Origin of the sequence: Hymenobacter sp. BRD67, from assembly GCF_013256425.1 — a bacterium.
Classification (GTDB): Bacteria; Bacteroidota; Bacteroidia; order Cytophagales; family Hymenobacteraceae; genus Hymenobacter.
This window is the reverse complement of the sequence record NZ_CP053904.1, coordinates 1,113,309-1,138,771: the sequence shown is the minus strand read 5'-3', so window position 1 is coordinate 1,138,771 and position 25,463 is coordinate 1,113,309. Positions and strand designations below refer to the sequence as shown.

At 61.9% G+C, this 25,463-nt stretch carries 20 protein-coding genes and 1 pseudogene; 8 read left to right on the top strand and 13 right to left on the bottom strand.

Annotated elements, in window-relative coordinates; translation table 11 throughout:
* Window positions 1–226 precede the first annotated feature (226 nt).
* Together corA and GKZ67_RS05180 are read left to right on the top strand one after the other, a co-directional pair.
* The gene (gene corA, locus GKZ67_RS05185; RefSeq protein ID WP_173241428.1) at window positions 227–1,435 is read left to right on the top strand and encodes a magnesium/cobalt transporter CorA; all 1,209 of its coding nucleotides are present in this window, start codon (window positions 227–229) and stop codon (window positions 1,433–1,435) included.
* A gap of 94 nt (window positions 1,436–1,529) precedes the next feature.
* On the top strand, window positions 1,530–1,778 hold the full coding sequence (locus GKZ67_RS05180; protein WP_173241427.1) for a hypothetical protein: 249 nt from the start codon (window positions 1,530–1,532) through the stop codon (window positions 1,776–1,778).
* A gap of 29 nt (window positions 1,779–1,807) precedes the next feature.
* Here GKZ67_RS05180 and surE read toward each other — a convergent pair whose 3' ends face one another.
* Window positions 1,808–2,662 carry a 5'/3'-nucleotidase SurE gene (gene surE / locus GKZ67_RS05175; protein ID WP_173241426.1) on the bottom strand — a complete coding sequence of 285 codons (855 nt, stop codon included), beginning with the start codon at window positions 2,660–2,662 and terminating at the stop codon, window positions 1,808–1,810.
* Window positions 2,663–2,739: 77 nt separating this feature from the next.
* On the opposite strand from surE, the gene GKZ67_RS05170 reads away from it, so the two are divergent.
* Window positions 2,740–4,500, top strand: coding sequence for a M14 family metallopeptidase (locus tag GKZ67_RS05170; RefSeq protein ID WP_173241425.1), 1,761 nt, complete (start codon window positions 2,740–2,742; stop codon window positions 4,498–4,500).
* 95 nt (window positions 4,501–4,595) lie between these two features.
* Here GKZ67_RS05170 and GKZ67_RS05165 read toward each other — a convergent pair whose 3' ends face one another.
* The 6 genes from GKZ67_RS05165 to dnaG all read right to left on the bottom strand — a co-directional run bounded on the left by GKZ67_RS05165 (window position 4,596) and on the right by dnaG (window position 12,746).
* The gene (locus tag GKZ67_RS05165) at window positions 4,596–5,819 is read right to left on the bottom strand and encodes a bifunctional 3,4-dihydroxy-2-butanone-4-phosphate synthase/GTP cyclohydrolase II (RefSeq protein WP_173241424.1); all 1,224 of its coding nucleotides are present in this window, start codon (window positions 5,817–5,819) and stop codon (window positions 4,596–4,598) included.
* Between the two features lie 83 nt (window positions 5,820–5,902).
* Entirely contained in the window at window positions 5,903–7,090 is a 1,188-nt protein-coding gene (locus GKZ67_RS05160; protein ID WP_173241423.1) for a glycosyltransferase, read from the bottom strand.
* Between the two features lie 4 nt (window positions 7,091–7,094).
* Entirely contained in the window at window positions 7,095–8,357 is a 1,263-nt protein-coding gene (locus tag GKZ67_RS05155; protein WP_173241422.1) for a glycosyltransferase family 4 protein, read from the bottom strand.
* Window positions 8,358–8,379: 22 nt separating this feature from the next.
* Window positions 8,380–9,543, bottom strand: a complete 1,164-nt coding sequence (locus tag GKZ67_RS05150) for a glycosyltransferase family 4 protein (protein WP_173241421.1) — start codon at window positions 9,541–9,543, stop codon at window positions 8,380–8,382.
* A 42-nt stretch (window positions 9,544–9,585) separates the two neighbouring features.
* Window positions 9,586–10,605 (bottom strand): potassium channel family protein, encoded by a 1,020-nt coding sequence (locus tag GKZ67_RS05145; protein ID WP_173241420.1) that lies wholly within the window; start codon window positions 10,603–10,605, stop codon window positions 9,586–9,588.
* A gap of 98 nt (window positions 10,606–10,703) precedes the next feature.
* Entirely contained in the window at window positions 10,704–12,746 is a 2,043-nt protein-coding gene (dnaG, locus tag GKZ67_RS05140; RefSeq protein WP_173241419.1) for a DNA primase, read from the bottom strand.
* A gap of 172 nt (window positions 12,747–12,918) precedes the next feature.
* Between dnaG and GKZ67_RS05135 the strand changes: the two genes are divergently transcribed.
* The 3 genes and pseudogenes from GKZ67_RS05135 (at window position 12,919) to GKZ67_RS25010 (ending at window position 17,513) form a co-directional block, all read left to right on the top strand.
* Window positions 12,919–13,959 (top strand): LLM class flavin-dependent oxidoreductase, encoded by a 1,041-nt coding sequence (locus GKZ67_RS05135; RefSeq protein ID WP_173241418.1) that lies wholly within the window; start codon window positions 12,919–12,921, stop codon window positions 13,957–13,959.
* Window positions 13,960–14,448: 489 nt separating this feature from the next.
* Window positions 14,449–17,087: pseudogene (locus GKZ67_RS24405) on the top strand (leucine--tRNA ligase); the annotation flags it as partial.
* A complete protein-coding gene (locus GKZ67_RS25010) occupies window positions 17,088–17,513 on the top strand; it encodes a class I tRNA ligase family protein (RefSeq protein ID WP_410505059.1) in 426 nt (141 codons plus the stop codon). It abuts the pseudogene before it with no gap.
* 177 nt (window positions 17,514–17,690) lie between these two features.
* On the opposite strand, the gene GKZ67_RS05120 is transcribed toward GKZ67_RS25010, so the two are convergent.
* The 4 genes from GKZ67_RS05120 to GKZ67_RS23060 all read right to left on the bottom strand — a co-directional run bounded on the left by GKZ67_RS05120 (window position 17,691) and on the right by GKZ67_RS23060 (window position 20,394).
* A complete protein-coding gene (locus tag GKZ67_RS05120) occupies window positions 17,691–18,023 on the bottom strand; it encodes a type II toxin-antitoxin system RelE/ParE family toxin (RefSeq protein WP_173241415.1) in 333 nt (110 codons plus the stop codon).
* Window positions 18,013–18,249, bottom strand: coding sequence for a hypothetical protein (locus GKZ67_RS05115; RefSeq protein WP_173241414.1), 237 nt, complete (start codon window positions 18,247–18,249; stop codon window positions 18,013–18,015). The genes GKZ67_RS05120 and GKZ67_RS05115 overlap by 11 nt, the downstream gene beginning before the upstream one ends.
* A gap of 91 nt (window positions 18,250–18,340) precedes the next feature.
* Window positions 18,341–19,102, bottom strand: coding sequence for an alpha/beta hydrolase family protein (locus tag GKZ67_RS23065; RefSeq protein WP_254245074.1), 762 nt, complete (start codon window positions 19,100–19,102; stop codon window positions 18,341–18,343).
* A complete protein-coding gene (locus tag GKZ67_RS23060) occupies window positions 19,099–20,394 on the bottom strand; it encodes a TolB family protein (RefSeq protein ID WP_254245073.1) in 1,296 nt (431 codons plus the stop codon). Before GKZ67_RS23060 ends, GKZ67_RS23065 begins: the two co-directional genes overlap by 4 nt.
* Window positions 20,395–20,528: 134 nt before the next feature.
* On the opposite strand from GKZ67_RS23060, the gene GKZ67_RS05105 reads away from it, so the two are divergent.
* Together GKZ67_RS05105 and GKZ67_RS05100 are read left to right on the top strand one after the other, a co-directional pair.
* Window positions 20,529–22,028: an amidase gene (locus tag GKZ67_RS05105; RefSeq protein WP_173241413.1), complete on the top strand. Its 1,500-nt coding sequence runs from the start codon at window positions 20,529–20,531 to the stop codon at window positions 22,026–22,028.
* Window positions 22,029–22,124: 96 nt separating this feature from the next.
* Entirely contained in the window at window positions 22,125–24,764 is a 2,640-nt protein-coding gene (locus GKZ67_RS05100; protein ID WP_173241412.1) for a M14 metallopeptidase family protein, read from the top strand.
* 88 nt (window positions 24,765–24,852) lie between these two features.
* On the opposite strand, the gene GKZ67_RS05095 is transcribed toward GKZ67_RS05100, so the two are convergent.
* Both GKZ67_RS05095 and GKZ67_RS05090 read right to left on the bottom strand, forming a co-directional pair.
* Window positions 24,853–25,212 carry an MmcQ/YjbR family DNA-binding protein gene (locus GKZ67_RS05095; protein ID WP_173241411.1) on the bottom strand — a complete coding sequence of 120 codons (360 nt, stop codon included), beginning with the start codon at window positions 25,210–25,212 and terminating at the stop codon, window positions 24,853–24,855.
* A gap of 12 nt (window positions 25,213–25,224) precedes the next feature.
* Window positions 25,225–25,401 (bottom strand): DUF6728 family protein, encoded by a 177-nt coding sequence (locus GKZ67_RS05090; RefSeq protein WP_173241410.1) that lies wholly within the window; start codon window positions 25,399–25,401, stop codon window positions 25,225–25,227.
* Window positions 25,402–25,463: the final 62 nt, after the last annotated feature.

Sequence of the window (25,463 nt, the reverse complement as noted above, 5' to 3'; positions counted from 1 at the left end):
CGGCTCGAGGTACAGAAACGAGGCAAAGGCCAGCGGCCGGCGTGGCCCGGCCGGCGGTTGTGCGGGCGGGGCTTCGGCGGCGTATACGGCCCAGCCAGGCAGGGGCGGCGGGAAACTATCGGTTTTCACAAGGCTATCGGGCAGGGCAAAGTACGGCAGCAGCCGGCAGCAATTTGTTTTTCGGACTGCACCTTGCAGTGCTATTTGCTTTTTTACCCTCGCTTTAATGACTCCTAACGGTTCGACGACGGCCGCTTCCAACCTTCCGGCTTCTTCCAAGGCCGCTATGGCCCGCACTGGCCCCGGCCCGGCGGGCTCCAGCCGGGAGGCCCGGCGCCAGGCCCTGTACCAGAACGTGGGCCAGCACCCCGGCACGCTGCACGTGCCGCCCGAGTCCCTGAAGCCCCGCCTCTTTCTGATGTCGTACGACGAGAACGTGCATGAGGAAGCCGAATATACCGACCGCTACGACGAGCTGCTGGACTATCTGCGCGGGCATCCCGAGTTGAAGCACTGGATTGACGTGCGCGGCTACGGCGACCTGCCGCTGATGGAGCGCCTCATGACGGATTTTGGCCTGCACCCCCTGCAAATGGAGGATGTGCTCGGCGATTATCAGCGGGCCAAGGTGGAGGTGTTCGACGATAATCGCCTTTTTCTGGTATCGCGCATGACTGAGTTTACGGCCGACCTGACGGTGCACGACGACCAGCTCTCCATCTTTACCGGGCCCAACTACGTGCTTTCGTTTCAGGACGATTACGACGACTGCCTGGAAGTGCTGCGCACCCGCATCCGGGCCAATTTCAGCCAGCTGCGGCGTAAGTCCAGCGGCTACCTGGCCTACGCGCTCACCGATGTGGTGCTCGACCACTACTACCCTACCATGGCGGCCATTGGCGATTATATTGAGGAGCTGGAGCTGAGCATCTTCAACGAGCGGCGCGAGCGCCGCCTGCTCAACCGGATTCTGCGCATCAAAAAAGATGTAGTGCGCTTTCGCCGCCTCGTGTATCCCGAGCGCGATAAAATGTCGGAGATTCTGCGCCTGCCCGATGAAGTAGTACCCGAAGAGCTCAAGGTATTTTACCGCGATGCCTACGACCACGCCATTCAGGCCCTGGACCTGGCCGAGAGCTACCGCGACAACATTTCCTCGCTGGCCGACCTTTTCCTCTCCGACCAGAGCAACCGCATGAACGAGGTAATGAAGGTGCTGACTATCATCAGCTCCATCTTTATTCCGCTCAGCTTTGTGGTGGGCCTCTACGGCATGAACTTTCAGCACGATGATGGCCACGGCCACCTGATGCCCCTGAATATGCCCGAGCTGTACTCACCGCTGGGCTACCCTGTTTTGCTGCTGGTGCTTACGCTGATTGTACTGGGGCAGCTTTATTATTTCTGGCGCAAGGGCTGGCTGAGCAGCGACTAGCCGCGTACGCTGGCGGGCCAGCCAGAGTCAACTGCCTGTATTCATGCATCATTCACTGGTTGCGCGCCAACTTGGAGTATAAACTGAATACTCTATGAAAACGCCGGCGCTCCTGCTAAGTCTGCTGCTGTTGGTGCTGTTGCTGCCACCAGCCGGGCACGGCGCGCACCAACGCCCCCACTACCTCACGGGCGGTACGCTACCTCTCACGCCCAAGCTGCTGCCCGTGCGCGTGCTGCGCACGCCGTATGCAGCCCAGCAGCACAAGCTGGTGCGGGCCGTGAGATATGCGAAGAGGAAGGAAAGCCGAAGCGCATTCCATACCGAGCACAGCCCAGTATAGCCTGCTCGTCGGCCTGCTCTCCCGCTGCCCTACCGGGTGGCGGGGCCGTAATCCTCACCCGGCACGGGTTGCGGGGGCGCCGCAGCGGCACTGCTGGCAGGCAACGCGACCTGCCAGCCCTGAGCCATGGCCGCCAGGCCGGAGTAGCTGGTAAGGTCAAACTGACAGGGCACTACCGACACAAACCCTTCGGCCAGAGCAGCTTCGTCGGTGTCGAGGCCCAGGTCCTGGTTCACAAACTCGCCCAGCAGCCAGTAATAAGGGCGGCGGTAGGGGTCGTGGCGCTGCTCAAAGCTCTCCTGCCACTTGGCGCGGGCCTGGCGCGCCAGCCGGATGCCCTGAATTGGCCCGGCCGAATTTTTGGGAATATTCACGTTCAGCGCCGTGCCGGCCGGAACGCCGTGCGCCAGCGCCTGTCGGCACACCTCCAGCACCCAGGGGCCCACGTGCGAAAAGTCGGCGTCATCACCGTATTCGCAGAGTGAAAAGCCAATGGCCGGCAGCCCTTCAATGGCCGCCTCGATGGCCGCCGACATAGTGCCCGAGTACAGCACGTTCACCGACGAGTTGGAGCCGTGGTTGATGCCCGACACTACGAGGTCGGGCCGTCGGTCTTTCAGTATATAGTGCTTTGCTATTTTTACACAATCGGCCGGCGTACCGGTGCAGGCATAGGCTTCCACATCGGAGCCGAAAAGGGTTGATTTGTCGAGCCGCAGCGGGTGGCCGATAGTAATGGCATGGCCCATGCCCGACTGCGGGCTGGCCGGAGCCACCACCACTATTTCAGCGCTTAGCTCGCGCATGAGGCGCACCAGGTGCGCAATGCCGGGCGCCGTCAGGCTGTCGTCGTTGGAGATAAGGATGAGGGGGCGGGAAGACATAAAGCGGGAAAAGGGAATTTGGCCGGGCACCGACCACAGTCGGTGCCGCTCACGGCCGGCAAAGGTACCTTCGCCCTATGTTCTTGGCCTCCCTCCTACTCGCTACCTCGCTCATGACCGCCGCCCCCGCCCCGCGTTTCAGTACGCCCTTCGAGCGCGACCCGCAGCACAACACCACCGCCACCTATGCCGAGTGCATCGGCTTTTATAAAGAGCTGGCCGCCGCCTACCCGGCTACCATGCAGCTGCGCGAGGCTGGCCCCACCGACAGCGGCCAGCCCCTGCACGAGGTCGTGCTTTCGGCCGATGGCACCTTTGAGCCGGCCGCCAGCCGGGCCAAGGGCCGGCCGGTGCTGTTCATCCAAAACGGCATTCACCCCGGCGAGCCCGAGGGCATCGACGCCAGCATGATGCTGGCCCGCAACCTGCTGCGCGAGCAGCGTTTTCTGGCACTGCTCGGCAAGGTTACGGTCGTCATCGTGCCGGTGTACAACGTGGATGGGATGCTCAACCGCAACTCCACTACCCGCGTGAACCAGAACGGGCCGCAGGCATACGGCTTCCGGGGCAATGCCCGGCACCTCGACCTCAACCGCGACTACGTAAAGCAGGACTCGCGCAATGCGCGCTCGTTTGCGGCGCTGTTTGGCAAGTGGCGGCCCGAGCTATTCGTGGAAACGCATACTTCCAACGGGGCCGACTACCAGTACACCATGACGCTCATTCCGACTCAGCCCGATAAGCTGGGGCCGGTGCTGGGCGCCTATCTGCAAGACAAGCTGCTGCCGGCCTTGTACCAGGGCATGGACCAGAAAAAGTGGCCCATGACGCCCTACGTCGACTTTGAGGGCGAAACACCCGAGAGCGGCCTGCGCGCCTTCCTGGAAAGTCCGCGCTACTCTACCGGCTACGCGGCCTTGTTCAACACCATCGGCTTCATGCCCGAAACGCACATGCTGAAGGCGTTTGGCCCGCGCGTGCAGGCCACCTACGACCTGCTGCTCACTTACCTCGAAACCGTGGCCGCCCAGGCACCCGCCCTGCTCGCCGCCCGCGCTGAGGCCGACCGGGCGCTGGCCGCCCAAACGCAGTTTCCGCTGGCCTGGGCGCTCACCGACACGGCCACCACTACGGTGCAGTTCAGGGGCTACGAGGCGGGGCACAAGCCCAGCGCCGTGAGCGGGCAGCCGCGCCTGTATTATGACCGCACCCGGCCCTACGTCCGGCCAGTGAAGTACTACAACACGGCCCGCGCTACGGCTACGGCCACCGCGCCGGTGGCCTATGTCATTCCGGCCGCCTGGGGCGAAGCGGTCGAAAACCTGCGCCGCAACGGCGTAGTGCTGCACCCTCTCGCGCAGCCCCTTACCGGGCCGGCCGAGGTGTATACTATCGGCGATTTTAAAACTACCCCCCGGCCCTACGAGGGCCACTACCTGCACAGCCAGGTGAGGCTGCTGACTACCCCGGAGCCTCACGCAACGCTGGCCGCCGGCGACTACCTGGCCGTGCTGGCCGAGCAAGGCCCGGCCGCCCGCTACCTCGTGCAGGCCCTGGAGCCGCAGGCCACCGACTCCTTCTTCGCCTGGGGCTTTTTCGATAGCATCCTGCAGCAGAAAGAGCATTATTCCGACTATGTATTCGAAGACCTGGCGGCCGAGTTTCTAGCCCGGAACCCCGCCGTGCGCCAGCAGCTGGAAGCCGCTAAAAAGACCGATGCCGCCCTAGCCGCCAGCGGCCCGGCGCAGCTGGAGTGGGTGTACCAGCACTCGCCCTACGCCGAGGCCGGCTACCGCCGCTACCCGGTGCTGCGCTGGCTGGGCGCAGTACCCCGGTAGATGCCTGCGCCTGCCAGGCCGGTACACCTGCCAGCAGCAAAAAGCCCCGGACGCCTTACCAGCGCCGGGGCTTTTATATTAATAATTTACTATATTTATGCGGCCGTATCGGGCGCCATCTTCTGCAGAATATCGTGCCCCATTTTATCGCGCTTGGTGGTGAGGTAGCTCTGGTTGTGCTTGTTGGGCACAATTTCGATGGGTACGGTTTCGGTTACTTCGAGGCCGTAGCCGAGCAGGCCGGTGCGCTTTTTGGGGTTGTTGGTGAGCAGGCGCATCTGCCGGATGCCAAGGTCGCGCAAAATAGCCGCGCCCACGCCGTAGTCGCGCTCGTCGCCCCGGAAACCCAGGTCTTCGTTGGCTTGCACGGTATCGCGGCCGGCCTCCTGCAGCTTGTAGGCTTTCAGCTTATTGAGCAGCCCAATGCCGCGGCCTTCCTGGTTCATGTAGATGATGGCCCCGCGGCCCTCCCGGTCAATCTGCTGCATAGCCTTGTGCAGCTGCGGGCCGCAGTCGCAGCGGCACGAGCCGAAGATATCGCCGGTAATGCACGAGCTGTGCACGCGCACCAGCACCGGCTCCGGGCCGGAAATATCCCCTTTTACCAACGCCAGATGCTGCACCCCATTGGAGCGCTGCGTGTAGGCATAGAGGTCGAAGTCGCCAAACTGGGTGGGCATCTTCACCGTGATTTCGCGCTGAATAAGGCTTTCCTGGGCCAGGCGGTACTTGATGAGGTCCTGCACCGAAATCAGCTTCAGCCCCCACTGCTCGGCTACGAGGCGCAGGTCGGGCAGGCGGGCCATCTCCCCGTCTTCCTTCAAAATCTCGACCAGCACGCCGGCCGGCTCGAAGCCCGCCAGGCGCGCCAAATCGACCGCAGCCTCGGTATGGCCGGCACGGCGCAGCACCCCTTCCTTGCGGGCTTTGAGCGGAAATATATGGCCGGGCTTACCCAAATCCTCCGCCTTCGTTGCCGGGTCGATAAGGGCCAGGATGGTCTTGGAGCGGTCGGAAGCCGAGATGCCGGTGGTCACGCCGTTGGTCAGCAAATCGACGCTTACTGTGAAGGGCGTGGCGTGCAGGGCCGTGTTGCGGCCCACCATCAGGTCGAGGCCCAGCTCGTCGCAGCGCTCAGCGGTGAGGGGGGCGCACACGAGGCCGCGGCCGTGGGTGGCCATAAAATTGATAACCTCGGGCGTGGCCGAGCGGGCCGCGCAGATGAAATCGCCCTCGTTTTCGCGGTCTTCGTCGTCGACAACGATAATGACCTTGCCGGCGCGAATGTCTTCGATGGCCGATTCAATGGTGTCTAGCATGGTATTCGCAAAAAAAACCCGCACGTCATGCTTCAGTAAGCGGACGCCCGATGAGGCATAACGTTCTATAAAATTCTAGGTGCTTAACAATTATCCCGAAACAAGTTCTCAAGCTGTCGTGTGGCCGCGGCCCAGTCGTAGGTTTCGGCTACAAAGGTGCGCCCGGCGGCGGCAAGCCGGGCAGCGGCCGGCTCATCGGCCAGCAGGCTGCTTAGGGCATCGGCCAGGGCCGGCGCACCTTCGGCCACGAGCAGCTGCCGGCCCGGCTCTCCGCGCAAGGCATTGTTGGCCAGTGGGGTAGTCACGCAGGGCAGCTGCATGGCCATGGCTTCGAGTAGCTTGTTTTGGAGGCCCGTGCCCACGCGCATCGGCGCTACAAATACCCGCGCCTGGGCGTAGGCGGTGCGGATATCGGGCAGCCAGCCGCTCACTTCCACGCCGGGGCGGCGGGCCAGCGCCTGCACCCTGGGCGCGGGCGTGGTACCGGCTACCAACAGCCGGGCGCCGGGGTGGCGTTGCTGCACGAGGGGCAAAATGTCATCGGCCAGAAAGCAGGCAGCGTCTACATTAGGATAGTAGCCCATGTTGCCGCAAAAGAGCAGGTCGTGGGTTTTGGCAGCCGGCGGCCGGGGCTGAAAGTAGTCGAGCGCAATGCCATTAGGCACCACCGTAATCTGCTGGTGCTGCGGGTGCCGGATAAGCTGGCGGTCCTGGTCGCTGATAATGGTATGGTGCCGAAACCAGCCAAACGCCTCGGCTTCGTAAGCCGCCAGCCGGCGGGCTTCCAGGGCCAGTGCCGGGCGCTGCCAGGCCGGGGCCGTAGCCAGGCGCCGGGCCACCCCGGCCGAGAATACGTCCATGTAATCGAGGGTCATGGCTACCCGGCCGGCGTGGGGGCGCAGGTATTCGGCCATCCGGATGAGCTGGCAGTACACATGGTCGGGCCGAAAATCAGCCAGCAGCTTATCTACCAGGCGCTGCGCACCGGCTTCGTAAAAGTAGCCCACTTGCAAGGGCCGCCCGGCAATGGCCAGAGCCTGCGCCAGCCCCCGGCCCCGCGCCAGCCGGCCCAGCCGGTGCACCTGCAGCCCACCCCGGCACAGCGGGCGCACGGCCGCCAGTGCGGCATCGGGCACCACTTCATCGCTGAGGGCCAGCAGGCAGATTGTGTGGCCCTGAGCAGCCAGGTAGCGCAGCTGGTGAAACGCCCGCAGCTTGTCGCCCTTGTCGAGCGGATACGGAAAGCGCGAAAGCAGTACAAGTAGGCGCATAGCGTTACTGCGGCGTAGCAGCCAGCGTGCCGGGCCGCACGGGCGGGCCCAGCACCTGGCGGTAGAGGTCGGTCAGGCGCTGCGTTACCTGGCAGGTGTCGTATTCGGCGTGGGCCGTGCGGGCAGCTTCGCGGCCGAGCGCCGCCAGCGGCAGCCGGCCGTGGTAATAGTCGCGTAGGGCCTGCTGCCAGGCGGCGGCGCCATCGCGCAGCAGCATATTTTCGTCGTTGCGCGCCGCAATGCCCTCGGCTCCCAGCGTGGTGCTGAGCACGGGCTTGCCCAGCGCCAGGCCTTCAACCAGCTTTACGCGCATGCCGCCGCCGCTGAGCAGCGGCACCAGCATCAGCTCGTAGTGCTGCATAAAGGCCGCGGCCGACGCCACGAAGCCATGCACATAGACATTATCCTGCCCCGGCGCCCGCCCGACCAGGGTGGCCGGCGGATGCGAGCCGGCAATGTGCAGCTCCAGTTCGGGCAGCTCGGCGTGGGCCTGGGGCCATACTTCCCGCAAAAACCAGTCGAGGCCTTCGAGGTTGGGCAGCCAGTTGAGCGAGCCGATGACAAAGAGCGTGCGCGGCTGGGGCGGCGCAGCAGCCGGCTGCCAGCGGCTGAGGTCGAAGCTGGCCGGAATAAATGTAATCGGGGCCTCACACCCCATGCTGCGCAGGCGCTGGGCATCCTGCTCGGTGATGGCCGCTACGGCGCTAAAGCGCGGCAGCTCGGCCCGCTCGTACTGCGCCAGCCGGCCAGACAGCTCCTGTAAGTACCATTTTTTTAGTGGATTGCCGGCCCGGGCGGCCAGCATCTGCCAGATAGTATATTCTATATTATGCGCCCGCAAAACCAGTGGGGGCAGACGTAGCTGAGTGTCGGCAGCGGCCTGGTGCAACAGCCCGAGGTAGGGCGCTACCTGCGTGCCCTCAAACTGGATGATATCAACACTCTCTTGTCGCAGAACTTCGAGCAGCCCGGCCAGCAAATCGGGGCTGACAAACCGCTCGATATTATAAGGCTGCCGGCTAAAAAGCAGGTTTTTGAGGGCTACCAGCGGCCGGATTCGCGTGTCCACGTCTACCACTACCAGGCGCACATTGGGCCCCAGATGGGCCAGCGCATCGGCGGGCTGGTAGTGCTTGGGGGTGTTAGCAGCCAGCACCGTTACCCGGTGCCCGGCCTGGGCCAGTCCGCGGGCCGTTTCGTACATGGCAATCGCCCCGCCATCGTGCGGCGGATACGGAACGCGCGGACAAAGTTGCAGAATGTGCATTAGCGGCAAAGATACGCCTGGCCTACGCTGGCGTGGGCATCGTTTGAATGGCTTGCTGCACGGCCTGCCACAGCACGTCGGCACTGCGGGCCCACGAAAAGCGGGCTGCGTTGGCCAGGCCGGCGGCTTGCAGCCGGGCGCGCAGGGCCGCGTCGCGGCTTAGCTGCGTGAGGGCCGCAGCTATCTCGGCGGGCTGGGCAGGGTCGCAGAGCAGGGCGCTGCCGGGGCCGCCAGCCACCTCGGGCAGCGACGATACCGTGGAGGTAACTACCGGGCAGCCGCTGGCCTGCGCCTCCACCACCGGCAAGCCAAACCCTTCAAAGAAAGGCACATACACGGTAGCCAGCGCGGCGGCATACAAGCCGGCCAGCTCGGGCTCGCCTACCCGGCCTGTGAAGTCCACGGCCGCCTGCACGGCCGGGGGCAGGCTTTTATAAGCCGCGAAAATAGGTCCGGCCCGCCACGCCTCGCGCCCCACAATCAGCAGCTTGGTGGGGTCGCTTTCTCCGGCCTGCGCCTTAAATAGCGCAAACGCCCGCAGCAGGTTGCCCAGGTTTTTTCGCTGGTGCAGCGCCCCCACAAACAAAAAATATGGCTGCCCCTGGCTAAACCTGTCCCGCACTGCTCCTTGCGCTTCGGCCGACTGCGGCTGAAAATGCGCGGCCGGGGCGTTGTAAGCTACCTTGATGCCACTGGCTGCTACGCCATACTGCCGCGCAATATCCTCCCGCGTGGCTTCCGACACGGCCACCAGCTGCTCCACGGCGCGGGCAAAGCGCGGAATAAAGTAGGCATAGTAGCGCCGTATCAGGGCGTGCATGTCGGCGGGCCGATGAATGTAGGCCAGGTCGTGGAGCACCATCACGCGCGGTACGCTGGTACCCAGCACCGTAAAGCCCTCGGGCGAGAGCAGCGCCGCCGGGCGGTGCTGCCGCAGCCACCAGGCCACGGCGCCTTCGTACCAGGCTATCATCAGGAGCGGGTGCCGCGCCGGGGGGTGCAGCACGTGCGGCACTACGTTGGGCCCAAACAGATAGGCCGGGTCATAGGCCCGGTCAAAAAGAAAGTGAAACGTGCACTCGGGCTGCTGCTGCACCAGCTGCCGCAAGGTTTCGGCCGTGAAGCGGCCCAGGCCCTCGAGCTGGCCGCCGGGCAATAAAAAACGGGTGGTAACGGCTATCTGCATTCCTACTAACTCATTATTTTGCCGCAGCGGCCACTGCTCAGCTTATTTAAACTGCTGATGCACCGCCTGAATCTGGGTTTCGTTGCCGAGCACCAGCAGTACATCGCCGGCCACGGGGCGGTAGTCGGCGGCGGGGCTTACTTCCAGCTCGCCGCTTTCGCCCCGGCGCAGGGCAATCACGGTGGCTCCGCTGCGCGAGCGCACGTCGAGCTCCCGGATGCTCTGGCCGCGCAGGCTGGGCTTAAGCTCGCCAAACGACAGCTCTTCGAGGCGCAGCTTGTTGGGGTCGAGGCCCGAAATCATGTCCAGAAAGCGAATTACTTCGGGCCGGATGACGAGGTTGGCCATATGGGAGCCGCCGATTTCATCGGGCATCACCACCGAGTTGGCGCCGGCCGAAATGAGCTTGCTGACGCTGCTGCGGGCGCTGGCGCGGGCAATAATGAGCACGTTGGGGTTCAGCTCGCGGGCAGTGAGCGCCACAAACACGTTGTCGGCGTCTTTGGGCAGGGCCGTAATGAGGGCGCGCGCATGCTCGATGCCGGCCTGGCGCAGGGCGCCCTCACTGGTGGCATCGCCAAACACGGCCGGAATCCGGTGGCCGATGGCGTTGTTGGCCGCCGTCAGCAGCTCCTGGCTTTGCTCCACTACCACGGCACGGGTGCCGCTGTGGCGCAGCTCGTCGTAGGCCTTGAAGCCATTGCGCCCGAAGCCGCAGACAATGACGTGGTCACGAAAGCTCTTGATTTCCTGGTCGGTGCGAATCATGCGAAAAAGGTGGCGCAGCTCGCCATCAAAAATATAGGTAGTGAGCACCGACACGAGGTAGGCCACTATCAACAAGTTAAATAATATATAAAAAGAGGTGAATAATCGACCCACATCAGACAGCGGATGCACCTCCCCAAAGCCCACCGTGGAGGCGGTTATCACCGTCATGTAAAAGGCGTCGATAAAGCCGTAGTGCTCCAGCGTCATGAAGCCCGCCACGCCCACTACAAAGCTGAGGACCAGCAGGCCCAAGGCCAGCCACAGGCGCGAAAGGTCGAGTTGTTTAAGCATTAAGCGGTCGGACTGAGGAAGGCAGCATCTTGTCAGGGTTGTGAAAAATGATTCTTTCACCTGACAAGATGCTTGCCTCTGTCAGTACACAAATAAGTTTAGGCCCCGCGCGCTACTACCGTGCCAAGCATCTGGGCCAGCTGGTTGTCGAGCTTGGTGAGCTCATTATACCGCAGCAGCGCGTTAAGCTGGTCATTGTCATCGAGGCGGGTGTCGTTGAGCTGGGCCAGGCACTGCTGGCGCTCGCGCTGCACGTGGCACTTGTTGAGGCGCAGGATGGCGTTATCGCAAGCCAGTTGAATTAAATTGAGCTCGGTGGGCACATAAATATCCTTGATACGCCAGTTGGGGCTGAGGTCGTAGCGCTCGGTGGCAAAATCGGCCAGCAGGCTCCGGATGGCAGCGTCGGGGTGGTGGGCCAGCAGGCGCAAATCGGGCAGCTGGCCCTGTAAAAACTGCTCCCGGCACTCGCTCCAGAGCTGGGCGTAGAGCGGCGTACGCAGCGGCGTGCCGTCGAGCTGGCTCAGTAAATAATGCGCTACCGTTACCTCGGGCTGCACCTCGTGCGGGCCGTAGAGCACCAGGAGCCGCAATACGGCCTGCTCGCACTGCATGAGCACATCGAGCGGCTGGCCCAGGTCGCTGGCATCAGCAGCGCTACTGCTGAGACTGCCGGCCATTGCCTCCGAGCCGCCCGACACGCCATACATGGCTTCTTCGGCTTCTTCTTCGGCTGTGAGCGCCCGGCGCGGGGCGGCGGTTGGGGCAGGCGGCACGGCGGGCGGCTGCGAGCCGCCCCTACCTTCGGGCCGGGTTTTCAGCAGCTTATTGTATTCGGTGATAATGACCTGTTCCTCAAAGCCGAACACGCTGGCCGTCTGCTGCAAAAACACCTGGCGCTTGAGGCCGTCGGGCACCTTGGCAATGCTTTGGAGCACCTCCCGAATGGCCTCAGCCTTCTTCACCGGGTCGTGGCTGGCCTCGCGGGCTACGAGCGTAGTTTTGAAGGCGATAAAGTCCTGGCTTTGCTGCTCTATATAATCCGCAAAGCGCTGGTCGCCCACCTTACGGATGTAGCTGTCGGGGTCTTCGCCATCGGGAAAGAGCACTACGCGCACGTTCAGGCCACCTTCGAGCAGCAGGTCGATGCCCCGCAGACTGGCCTTGATACCGGCCGCATCACCGTCATACAGCACCGTCACATTGTCGGTGTAGCGCTTAATAAGGCGAATCTGGCCCTCCGTGAGCGAGGTACCCGACGAAGCGACCACGTTCCGGATACCGCCCTGGTGCAAACTCAGCACGTCGAGGTAGCCCTCCACGAGGTAGCACAGCTCCTGGTTGCGAATGGGCTGCCGGGCCTGGTAGAGCCCGTAAAGAACATCTGATTTATGATATATTTCCGACTCGGGCGAGTTGAGGTACTTCGCCATCTTGTCGTCGCGCTTCAGCGTGCGCGCCCCAAAGCCCACCACGCGGCCGCTCACGTTGTGAATCGGGAACATCACGCGGCCCCGGAACCGGTCGTAGCGCCGGCCGGTGTCGTGGCCCTGGTCGTCTTCGCGCCTGATGACGAGGCCGGTTTTTTCGAGATATTTCTGCTCGTAGCCGGCCGTTGTGGCACTTTTGAGCAGGTCGTCCCATTGGTCGAGCGAGTAGCCCAGCTCGAAGGTCTGGATGGTGGTCAGGTTCAGGCCGCGCTCCTTGAGGTAGCCGTAGCCGATGCTCATGCCCTCCTCCGTATTTTGCAGCAGGCGATGATAATGGTCTTTGGCCCAGTTAGATACGATATACTGTGAGTCGCGCTCATTCTGGGCAAGCTGCTCTTCGGGTGTACGCTCCTCTTCTTCGGGCACGGCCACGCCGTACTTTTTGGCCAGCGCCCGCAGGGCTTCGGGGTAGCTGCTGCCCTCCACGTCCATCACAAACTGGATAATGCCGCCGGCCTTACCGCAGCCAAAGCATTTGTACAGGCCCTTGCTCGGGTTTACCGAAAACGACGGCGACTTTTCGTTGTGAAACGGGCAGCAGGCCCAGTAATTCTGGCCCTGGCGCTTGAGCTGCACGTAGTCGCCCACCACCTCCAGAATATCGGCGGTATGAATAATCTGGTCAACGGTTTCTTTGGGGATGCGGGCCACGGGCAGAAGTTAGAACGTCAAATTTACACCCGTACCGGAGCGAAGCGGTGACCAGGCGGCCCTAAACTGGCGCGAGGGGACTACACCGCTTTAAACTCGGGCCAGTTTAGGGTCAGTCAACTTTTAGCGGGTAGCATTGGTTAAATCCATTCCTATCCTTTGTGTATTACTAATGGCAGATTCTCTTAAGCAAGTCGCCTTTTCAGTGCTCGATTTAGCGCCCATTTTGGCCGGCGCTACCCCTACTGATACCTTTCGCAACACCCTGCACCTGGCGCAGGCCGTCGAAAAGCTGGGCTATACCCGCTTCTGGCTTTCCGAGCATCACAACATGGCCAGCGTGGCCAGCTCTTCGCCGGTGGTGCTGATTGGCTACGTCGCGGGTGGCACTACCACGCTGCGCGTGGGCTCGGGCGGCATTATGCTGCCCAACCACGCCCCGCTGGTGGTGGCCGAGCAAATGGGCACGCTGGCCACGCTCTACCCCGGCCGTATCGACCTGGGCCTGGGCCGCGCGCCGGGCTCCGACCAGGTCACGGCCCAGGCCATCCGGGGCAGCCGCTTCGGCGGGGCGCAGGATTTTCCGCGCGACATTCAGCAGCTGCAAGCCTATTTCTCGGCCAGCAACAGCAGCAGCACGGTTCGGGCCATTCCGGGCGAGGGCCTGGAGATTCCGATTTACATCCTGGGCTCCAGCACCGATAGTGCTTACCTGGCGGCGGCGCTAGGCTTGCCCTACGCCTTTGCCAGCCACTTTGCGCCGGGCCAGCTGCTGGCCGCGCTGGAGATTTACCGGCAGAATTTCCGTCCCTCGGCCACCCTGGCCCAGCCCTACGTCATTGCTTGCGTAAACGTGATTGCCGCCGATACCGACGAGCACGCCGCTTACCTCTCCACCTCGCTCCAGCAGTTTATGCAGAGCGTCGTCACGGGCCGGCCGGCACCGCTGCAACCGCCCGTCGAGTCGATGCGCCCGCTGTGGGTACCCGGCGGCCAGCAGGCCGTGCAGCAGATGCTGGCCTATTCTTTCGTGGGCAGCCAGGATACGATTCAGCAGGACTTGCAGGAGTTTATCGCCCAAACCCAGGTCGATGAGCTGATGGCCACGACCAACATTTTCGACCAGGAGGCGCGCATTCACTCGTATCAGCTGCTGGCCGGGGCGCTGCAAGCGCTGGCCCCACAGCCGGCCGGCGAGCTGGCTTTGCGCTAGCCCTGGCGAAGCCGGGCATTTTGCCAAAAAACTTGCATCTTTGCGCAACTCCCGGCGGCTGAACTTAGTTAGCAGCCCAAGCAGGGAGGGCGCGAACCCTCCCTGCCGGCTAATCGGTTACTGGTGTAGCAGCACGTACATGCTGCTGGCTACCAGCACCCAACGACTAAGTTGCATCAGCAGCCTAGTTGGGAGCCTGACGAAGATTATGATATAATCCTCGTCGCTGTTTGGTTTTTTCTCCATAGTTCTACAGACTTGATGGGGAGAATAAACACCCACTTCGAAGCCCGTGGCTGCAACCACGGGCTTCGCCTTTTTCTAGCAGAAGCTATCGAAAGACACCGTGGTTGGCGGGAGACTACCCTGACAGTATTACAAAACTAGCACTATAGCGCTAATTCTTTGAGTTCGGGCATGGTAGCAACCGAACGATATCACGCGCGGACACACAGAGCCCACGCTACCGGGTTTCGTACCTTTGCTCTAATTACAACCAGCCCAGCAAATGCCCGCGTACCGCCCCAAGAGCTTGAAAAAAAGTGGCAAGACCACTGGCAGCAGCACAATACCTTCCGCGCCGACAACGATTCCTCGAAGCCCAAATATTACGTACTTGATATGTTTCCCTACCCCTCCGGGGCGGGGCTGCACGTGGGGCACCCGCTGGGCTACATCGCCTCCGACATCGTGGCACGCTACCAGCGCCTGCAAGGCCACAACGTGCTGCACCCGATGGGCTTCGACTCGTTTGGCCTGCCTGCTGAGCAGTACGCCATCCAAACCGGCCAGCACCCGGCCGTGACCACCGAGAAGAACATCGAAACCTACATCCGGCAGCTCCAGCAGCTGGGTTTCAGCTACGACTGGGAGCGTGAGGTGCGCACCTCCGAACCCGACTACTACAAGTGGACGCAGTGGATTTTCCTCAAGCTCTTCAATAGCTGGTATAACCTCGACACCGACCGCGCCGAGCACATCCGCACCTTGCAGGAGAAGTTTGCCGCCAGCGGCAGCGCCGGCATCCGCGCGGCTGGCGAAGCCGAGGACCGCCACGACTTCACGGCCGGCCAGTGGCAGAGCTTCACCGAGAAGCAGAAGCTCGCCGCCATTCTCCCCTATCGGCTGGCGTATCAGCAGGATACCTACGTGAACTGGTGCGCCGCGCTGGGCACCGTGCTCAGCAACGACGAGGTAAAAGACGGCCTTTCGGAGCGCGGCGGCTACCCCGTGGAGCGCCGCCTCATGCCGCAGTGGAACCTGCGCATCACGGCCTACGCCGACCGTCTGCTCAAGGGCCTCGATACCCTCGACTGGCCCGACGCCGTGAAGGAGATGCAGCGCAACTGGATTGGCAAAAGCATCGGGGCCGAGGTTACCTTCCCGGTGCAGGGCCACGAAGGCACTGTTATTAAGGTGTATACTACCCGCGTCGATACCATCTACGGGGCTACCTTCCTGGTGCTAGCCCCGAGCACGAGCTGGTCGATACCCTCACCACGCCCGCCCAGCGCGAGGCGGTGGATGAGTACATCGCCGCCACCAAGCGCCGCTCAGAGCGCGACCGTATGGCCGACGTCAAAACCGTGTCGGGCGTGTTTACCGGCGCCTATGGTCTGAACCCGGTTAACAACGAGCCCGTACCCATCTGGCTGGCCGACTACGTGCTGGCCGGCTACGGCACCGGCGCCGTGATGGCCGTGCCCAGCGGCGACCAGCGCGACTACCTCTTTGCCAAGCACTTCGACCTCCCTATCCCGGCCATTTCGGACGCCCAAAAGGACCTCGACCAGCAGGCCGACCCCACCAAGGAGGGCCGCTACATCAACTCGGGCATCGTCAACGGCCTTAGCTACAAGGAAGCCACCGCCACCCTCATCGCCTACCTCGAAGACAAAGGCCTCGGCAAGGGCAAGGTGAATTTCCGCCTGCGCGACGCCATCTTCGGCCGCCAGCGCTACTGGGGCGAGCCCATCCCGATTTATTACAAGGACGGCACCGCCTACGGCGTGGCCGAAGCCGACCTACCCCTCGTCCTCCCCGAAATCGACGAGTACAAGCCCACCGAAACTGGCGAGCCGCCCCTGGGCCGCGCCAAAGACTGGAAGTACAAGGGCCAGTACGAGTTCGAGCTGAGCACCATGCCCGGCTGGGCCGGCTCCAGCTGGTACTACCTCCGCTACATGGACCCGCACAACGCCGACCGCTTCGTATCCGAAGAAGCCGAGCAGTACTGGGGCCAGGTAGACCTTTACATGGGCGGCGCCGAGCACGCCACCGGACACCTACTCTACTCCCGCTTCTGGTACATGTTCCTCAAGGACTTGGGCCTGGTCACGCACAGCGAGCCGTTCCAGAAACTAATAAATCAGGGGATGATTTTGGGCGTTTCGGAAAAAATTAAAAGAGGCGGCATAACTACTTCAGGAGGTACTGCTGCGGCATCTGCGAATAATGCACACGTATTTACTAAAGGAGAATACTACCGACACGTTATGAGCAATGATTTAATCATCGTTTATACCAGTGCTGATGTGCAAGTGCCAATTGGCGAAGTTGGTACTATTGCTTCTCTCGCTTCAACTATTGAAACGCACGTCCCTATCCAATTCACAGATAATAACACCATGAACGTTAGTCAAATGATTGACTACATGAAGTGGACTAAGGAAGAGAGACATGCGCTTTTCGTTTGTGAAAATGGATTTCATCAATTCGCATTTTCTAGCGAAGACCAAGGATATCACCACTTAAATTTCTATACTGTCACAGACCATCATAACGAACACAATAGAACTGTGATGTTGGGTGAACGTAGTAGTGAGGAAGCCTCTCCAGCTCTGTTTAAAACTCGGCCAGAAGTCGAGAAAATGTCGAAGTCGAAATACAACGTCGTGAACCCCGACGTGTTGATTGACAAATTCGGCGCGGACGCCCTGCGCCTCTACGAAATGTTCCTCGGCCCGCTGGAGCAGTTCAAGCCCTGGAATACCAACGGCATCAGCGGCGTGGCGACGTTCCTCAAGAAGTTCTGGCGGCTTTTCCACCCCGAAGACGGCGCGCTGGCTGTGACTGACGAGCCGGCCAGCCCCGCCGAACTGAAGGCCCTGCACCGCGTCATCCAGAAGGTGGCCCAGGATATTGAGAAGTTCAGCTTCAACACCAGCGTCAGCACCTTCATGATTGCCGTGAACGAGCTAACGGCCCTCGGCACCCACAAGCGCGCCATCCTGGAGCCGCTGGTTATCCTGCTCTCGCCCTTCGCCCCCCACCTGGCCGAAGAGCTGTGGGAGGAGTTGGGCCACGCCTCCGGCAGCATCAGCCAGGCCGCCTACCCCGAGTTCCGCGAAGAATACCTGGTGGAAGCTAATGTGACCTACCCCGTGGCCCTCAACGGCAAGGTGCGCGACCAGCGCCAGTTTGCCGCCACTGCCACCGCCGCCGAAATCGAAACCGCGATTCTGGAATCGGATTTTCTGAGCCGCTTCGGCGAGGGCAAAGCAGTCAAAAAAGTGGTCGTAGTGCCCGGCCGTATGGTAAACGTGGTGGTGTAAATGACTAGAAAAAAGAACGTCATGCTCATCTGGCGTCCGCTTGTCGAAGCATCTCTACCGCGCTGTTCGGGTATCGTTCGGTAGAGATGCTTCGACAAGCGGACGCCAGATGAGCATGACGTTCTGATTATGACTGAAGCATAAAAAAAGTCCGATTAGCAGCGGGCATTTTTATTTTCACAGCAATCCGTTTTCGCGTAATAGCTCGTCGCGCTCGCTATCCGAAATAGATTCCTGTTCAGATTTATCATAAATCGTGAGCAGGAATACCGTTTCGCCGATGATTTTAACGCAGGTAATTACCCTGGCGCCCCCGCTTTTACCTTTGTTTTTGGCGGCAATGCTCATGCGCACCTTGTAGCAGTCGCGGCCCAATGGCTCGCCGGTTTGCGGGGCTTCTTCCAACTCATCCAGAAGCGCCGCAAAGTCAGCTTTGAATGTCGCATATTTCTTGCCCAGCCGCTTACCGGGGCGGCGGAAGCTGTCGGTGATGACTATTTTAAAGCTCATTCAGAAAGTCGCGAGCGTCCTGCAAGTTGATTTTTCCCTGCTGATGCAGCTCCACTTCGTGGAGCGCCTCGCGGAAATCATCAATCCACTCCTGCTGCGCAGGCGTGTACTGCCTGGGCTTGGCTGGGGCTACGGTTTTGGTTTTAATAGCAAACGGCAGCGCTTTCAGCACTTTCAGCAAAGGCGCAAGCTGCTCATCGGGTACAGTTAGAATGACCTGGCTCATAGTGCAAGATACAAGTAGCTGGTACTTACAAGCAGCGCTCGGCGTAAGTTCAGCCGAGCGCTGCTTGTAAGTACCAGCTACAAAGTTCGCCTTACTGTCCGCCCGCCGTGCTGCCCATCGCCGAGCCTTTGGGCATCAGGTACTTATTATACCAGCTTAGGTAGCGCACGTAGCGGTCCTTGACGTAGCTGGGCGTCGTGACGCCGTGAAACTGACCGGGATAAATAACCAATTGCGTGGGCACATTCAGACTTTTGAGGGCCTGGTACATCTGCTCGGTGTTGAGCAGGGGCACGTTAAAATCCTTCTCGCCGCACACGAAGAGCGTGGGCGTGTGAATTTTATCGGCATGGTAGAAAGGGTACGACACACGCATATATACATCAGGGTTTTTCCAGGGGGTGCCCAGCTCGGTTTCGTAGTCGCGGATGTACTGGTCGGTGCCGTAGCCGGCCAGCACGTTGGCGATGCTGGCGCCGCTGACGGCCGCCTTGAAGCGCTGGTCGCGGGCGATAACCTGGTCGGTCATGATGCCGCCGTAGCTCCAGCCGCCCACGCCGAGGCGCTCGGGGTCGGCCAGGCCCTGCGCCACGGCGTAGTCTACCACGGCCAGCACGTCGTCGGTGTCCTTGTTGCCCCAGTCGGCGTAGATGGCCTTGCTGTATTCCAGGCCCCGGCCCGAGCTGCCGCGCGGGTTGGCCACTACCACAGCGTAGCCATTGGCAGCAAAGTATTGCCACTCAAACGAAAAGCCGTAGCCAAACTGCGCCACCGGCCCGCCGTGAATGCGCAGAATGGTGGGGTATTTACGCCCGGCCTGGTAGCCAACTGGCTTGATGAGGAAGCCGCTCACCAGCGTACCGTCCTTGCTCTTGGCCTGAATGGGCTCGACTGCCCCAGCGATACCCCTTTCAGCCAGGTATCATTTTGCCGGGAAAGCGGACGCAGCGCACCTTTTTTATCCAGGGCAAATACCTCGTTGGGCTGCTGGGGCTGGCTGCTGAGCACGGTTAGCTGGCCGTTGCGGGCCAGGTCGTAAGCACCAATTTCGCGCGGGCCGGCCAGCACCTTTTCTATTTTCCCTCCCGCAGCCGGCACCCGCATTAAGGACTCGGCGCGGTCGTCTTCGAGCAGAAAATACACGTTTTTGCCATCGGCCGACCACTGCGGATGCGTGGTATTGCGGTCGAGGCCGGCCGTGAGGGCGCGGGCCTGGCCGCCAGCCACCTCCACTACCATCAGCTGGTGCAGGGCGTACACGAGCTGCTCCTTGGGGCCGCCCTGTACGAAGGCGATGCGGCGGCCATCGGGGCTCCAGGCGGGGCGGCTACCGTAGTTGGGCGCGCTCTCGGGCACGTCGGTTGTCAGCAGCGGCCGGGCCGTGGCGCCGGGCTGCGCGTCGATAAGAAAGAGGTCGTAATTGTCGTGGCGGTCGGGGTCTGGCCCGCGCTTACTGCTGAAAACGAGCTGCTTGCTATCGGGGCTCCAGGCCGGCAGGTGCTCATCGTACGGGCCCGGCGTAAGGTTGGTGAGGCGGCGCGTGGCTACGTCGAACACGTAGAGATGCTGGCGCTGGTTGTTTAAGTAGCCCTCCACGTCTTGCTTGAACTGAAAGCGGTCGATGACGATGGGCGGCGCGGTTTTCTTCCTGGCCTTTTGGGCGCCGGTGAGCGAGTCGGGGTCAGGGTCTTTAATAATGAGCGCGATGCGCTGGCCATCGGGGCTCCAGATATAATCCGATACGCTGCCCTTAAGCTTGGTTACTTTCTCGGCTTCGCCGCCGGCACGGTTCAGCAGCCAGAGCTGGGCGTTGCCGCTTTCTTCCTCGTTGCGGCCCGAGATGAAGCTCAGGTACTTGCCATCGGGGCTGAAGCGCGGGCGGCTCTCACTGGCCGGGTTGGTAGTGACGCGCAGGTTTTGCGAGCCATCGGTGCGGGCCATCCAAATATCGGCATCGCGCTTGTCGGTGATTGTGTCTACGCGCGTGACCGTGTAGGCTACCCACGCTCCATCGGGCGAAAGATTAGGGTCGGCCACGTCCCGCATTCGGGCCAGGTCAGTGAGGTTGAGCGGGCGCGGTGCGGTTTGGGCCAGAGTGGCCAGCGGCAGGGCCAGCGCCGTGAGGAAGGGGAAGACGTTTTTCATAAGGATGCGGTAGAAAGACGTAGTTGCGCGCGTAGAGACGCATCTTGGTGTCTTAACGTCGAATGTCAGCTGAATAGCGCGGACGACGAGACGCAAAGATGCATCTCTACATACAATGCCCCTATCTTGCTGCCATGCTTTCACCTTCCGAATACGACCAGCTCGATGGCCTGAGAATGGCCGCCCTCGTGCGCAGCGGCCAGCTCACGGCCGCCGAGCTGTGCCAGGCTGCTATTGCCCGCGCCGAAGCTGTCAATCCGCAGATTAACGCCATTATTCTTCCCCTATTCGAGCAGGCTCAACAGCGTGCCAACGCCGGGCTGCCGACCGGCCCGTTCGGCGGCGTGCCGTTTTTGCTGAAAGACTTCGGAGCGGCCTATGCCGGTGTGCCCCAGACGGCGGGCAGCCGCGCCTTGCGCCAGTTTGTACCCACCGAAGATGCTGAGCTGGTGCGCCGCTGGCAGGCGGCGGGCGTCAATATCCTGGGCAAAACCAACACGCCCGAGTTTGCCCTGATGGGCGTAACCGAGCCCGCGCTTTATGGGCCTACCCGCAACCCCTGGAACTTGCAGCACACCCCCGGCGGCAGCAGCGGCGGTTCGGCCGCGGCCGTAGCGGCGGGCATCGTGCCCGTAGCGGGGGCCGGTGATGGCGGCGGCTCCATCCGGATTCCGGCGGCCTGCTGCGGGCTATTCGGGCTGAAGCCCAGCCGCGGGCGCGTGCCCACCGGCCCCGAGCAAGGCGAGAAGTGGCAGGGCGCGGCCGTCGAGCACGTACTCACGCGCTCGGTGCGCGACAGCGCGGCCCTGCTCGATGCCACCCAGGGGCCAGACGTGGGCGCCCCGTACTTTCTTCCCCAGCCCGAGCGGCCTTACCTCGAAGAAGTTAGCCGCCCGCCCGGCCGCCTGCGCATTGCCTTTACCCTCGACCATCCCCTGGGCCGGCCGCTGCACCCGGAGTGCGCCGCGGCGGTGCGCGACGCCGCCCACCTGCTCGCAAGCCTGGGCCATGAGGTGGCCGAAGTACCGCTGCCCTTCGACGGCCGGGCCGTGTCGACGGCCTTTCTCATGCTGTATTTTGGCGAGACCGGCGCCAGCATCGCCGGCCTGGCGGCAGTGCTGGGCCGCCCGGCCCGGCCCGCCGATGTGGAGCCCACCACCTGGCTGCTGGGTTTGCTGGGCCGCACCTACTCGGCGGCCGACTTTGCCGCCGCCCGCCATACCTGGAACGACAGCGCCCGCTGCATGGGCCGGTTTCACCAAGCCTACGACCTGCTGCTGACGCCCACGCTCGCCACGCCGCCCGTGCACATTGGCGAGCTGCAACCCAAGCCCTTCGAGCAGAAGCTGCTGAAAGTGGTAAATACGTTTGGATTGGGCGGCCTCATCCGGCGCTCGGGAATCGTGGAGAAGCTGGCCGAGCAGAGTCTCGAAAAAACCCCTTATACGCAGTTGGCTAACCTCACGGGTCAGCCCGCCATGTCGGTGCCTCTGCACTGGACGGCCGATGGCCTACCCTGCGGGGTGCAGCTCATTGCCCGCCTCGGGGCTGAAGACGTGCTCTTCCGCCTGGCCGGGCAGCTGGAGCAGGCGCGGCCGTGGTTCAACCGGCGGCCGGCGGCCCTCACGCTCTGACCCCTTCACTAAAAACAGGAGCAGGGGGTAAGTGCCACGATTGCATCTTTGTGCCTCCCATCTCCATCTTTCTTCTTTCCTACGCTACTTCAGTTGATGATTTCTCTACCTTTTCGCGGGGCCGTCGCCACGCGCACCCTCGGCCCGCTGGGCCTCTGGCTGCTGCTGGGGCTAGCCCTGCCGCTGGCCGGCACGGCCCAATCTACCACTACCGCGCCAAGCATCACCAGCAGCGCCGCCGACGCGGCCGGGCCTTTATTAACCCCCACGCAGTTTCTGGGCTATGAGCTGGGCAGTCAGTTCACTCCGCAGGCCGAGGTGCTGCGCTACGCGGCGCACGTCGTGGCACACTCACCGGGCCGGATGCGCGTCACGCCCTACGGCAAAACCTACGAGAAGCGCACTCTGGAAGTCATTGAAATCGGCAACCCCGAAAACTTTGGCCGACTAGCCGACATTCAGCAAAACGACCGCCGGCTGGCCAGCCTCGAAAGCGGCACGGCCAGCCGCCAGCTGCCGGCCGTGGCCTGGCTCAGCTACAATGTGCACGGCAACGAGGCCGTAAGCTCGGAGGCGGTGATGCAGGTGCTTTACGACCTGGCCAACCCGCAGGACCAGCAAATGCAGGACTGGCTCAAGAATACGGTGGTCATCATCGACCCCTGTGTGAACCCCGACGGCCACGACCGCTACGTGAACTGGTACAACCGCGTCCGCAACCAAACCCCTAATGCCGGCCCCGACTCGTGGGAGCACCACGAGCCCTGGCCCGGCGGGCGCTACAACCACTACTACTTCGACCTGAACCGCGACTGGGCCTGGCAAACCCAGCAGGAAAGCCGCCAGCGTATTGTACTTTATAACAAGTGGCTGCCCCAGGTCCATGCCGACTTTCACGAGATGGGGCCCAACAACTCGTATTACTTTTCGCCGGCCGCTAAGCCTTATCATGCCGATATAACGCCCTGGCAGCGGCAGTTCCAGAACGTGATTGGCGACTACAACCGGGCCACGTTCGATAAAAATAACTGGCTCTACTTCACCCGCGAGGTGTACGACCTCTACGCGCCCACCTACGGCGATACCTGGCCCAGCTTCAACGGCGCCATTGGCATGACCTATGAGCAGGGAGGCGGCAGCCCGGCCGGCGTGGCCTATGCCCGCACCGAGGGCGATACCCTCACGCTGGCCCAGCGCATTGCCCACCACCATGCCGCCAGCCGCGCCACTGTCCAGGCCACCGCCGAGCGCCACGACGATTTGCTGCGTGAGTTCCAGGCCTACTTCACCAACGCCAAAACCAAGCCCGGCGGCACCTACAAAACCTACGTGCTGGCCTCGGGCAACGACCCCGGCCAGCTGCGGATGCTCACGCAGTACCTCGACCGCCAGCAAATCAGCTACGGCTTTGCGCCCAGGAGCCTCAAAACCAACGGCTACAGCTATGCTAGCGGCAAAACCGAGCCGGTAGAAGTGCAGCCGCACGACGTGCTCGTGAGCATGTATCAGCCTAAGTCAACACTCGTGAAAGTGCTGTTTGAGCCCCGCCCGCAGCTCGAAGACTCGCTTACCTACGATATTACCTCCTGGGCGCTCCCCTACTCGTTTGGGGTAAAAGCCTACGCCCTCACCCAGCGCCTCGACGCCAGCGGCCCCACCCCAAGCCCGGCTACGGTAAAAGGCAGCGCCGCTGCGCCTACCGACAAGCCCTACGCCTACCTGGCCCGCTGGAATAACCTCCAGGATGTGCGCTTCCTCAGTAAGCTGCTCCAGCAGAAAGTGAAAATACGCTTTGCCGAGCAGGCTTTTGAGGCCGAAGGCCAGAAATATGCGCCCGGCACGCTCATCATCACGCGCACCGGCAACGAGGCGCTGGGAGCCAAGCTCGACCAGCTGGTGCGGGCGCAGGCCGATTCGGCGGGCACGGTGGTACAAGCCGTAAAATCGGGCTTTTCGACCACCGGCCACGACCTGGGCTCGGGCACGGTGCACTTCGTGAAGCAGCCCACCGTGGCCGTAGTGGCCGGCCCCGGCATCGATGCCACGGCCTTTGGCGAAGTGTGGCATTTCTTTGAGCAGCAGATTGGCTACCCGATTACGGTGCTGGGCACCGATTACCTGAGCCGAGTGAATATGTCGAAAATCGACGTGCTCATTCTGCCCGATGGCAATTACCAGGATATTTACCCCGCCCCGGCCCTCGAAAGCCTCAAGGCCTGGGTGCGGGGCGGCGGCAAGCTCATCGCCCTCGAAGGCGCCATGAAATTTCTGGCCAATAAGAAGGATTTCCTGCTCAAGGGTAAAGCAGCCGATTCAGTCGCCCTCAAAAAAGCGGAGGTCATCAACCCCTACCTACCCCTGCGCCGCTACGGCAGCGCCGAGCGCGAAGGCACGCAGGAACAGGCGCTGGGCACCATCTACCGCGTGCAGCTCGACAATACGCACCCACTGGCTTTTGGCTACGGCGATACCTACCCGGCGCTTATCCGCACGCCGCTCAGCTACCGGTTTTTGGGCAAAGGCGGCTGGAATGTGGGCGTCATTAAAAAGAACGGCTATTATGCCGGCTTCTCGGGCAGCAAAGCCCGTAAGGAGCTGGTCGATACCTTCGTGCTGGGCGAGCAGGACCTGGGGCGCGGCCAGGTTATCTACCTCGGCGACAACCCCTTATTCCGGGCTTTCTGGCAGAGCGGCAAGCTGCTGTTTGGCAACGCCGTCTTCCTGGTCGGCCAGTAGTAGTAGCTAGAAAAACCGTCAGGCAGCCTGTAAATAAGCGCAGCCTGACGGTTTTTTTACGCCCGGAAACGGACATATACTCTATAATTTACTTTATTTCCTGGCGCAGCTCGGCGCGCAATGCTTTGGGAAGCGCCGCCACAATGAGCTGGTACGAATCGGTCAGCCACTCGCGCAGCTGGGCATCGCTGGCCCCGGTTCCAATGAGCACCGTGTTCCAGTGTTTCTTATTCATGTGAAAGCCGGGCAGCACGTAGTCGAAGCGCTCACGCAGCTCGCTGGCGTGCTCGGGGTCGCACTTCACGTTGAAACTGGCAAAAGTCTGCAAATCGGTGAGGGCAAATATCTTACCGCCAACCTTAAACACCAGTGTATCAGGACCAAAGGGGGTTTCCTCCGTGGTACCGGGCAGGCCAAGGCAGAAGTCGCGGTACTCTTCGATATTCATCGCCGCGGGGTTCTAGCGGATAAACCAGCGGTAAAGCAGCACACACAAGCCCACCAGAAACATCGCCATGCTCAGCTTATTGATAAAGTGCATGGTGCGCAGGTTGAAGTTGGACTTGCGGCTCGGGTCGTTCTTGCGAAAGAAGTAGCCGAGTGCCGGGCCGAGGTTAAAAAGGTTTTTACCGTTCATAAAAGAGGGCAAGGTTGAGTATGGCAAAGTAACACCGGCCGCGGCGGAAAGATTGTTGACCA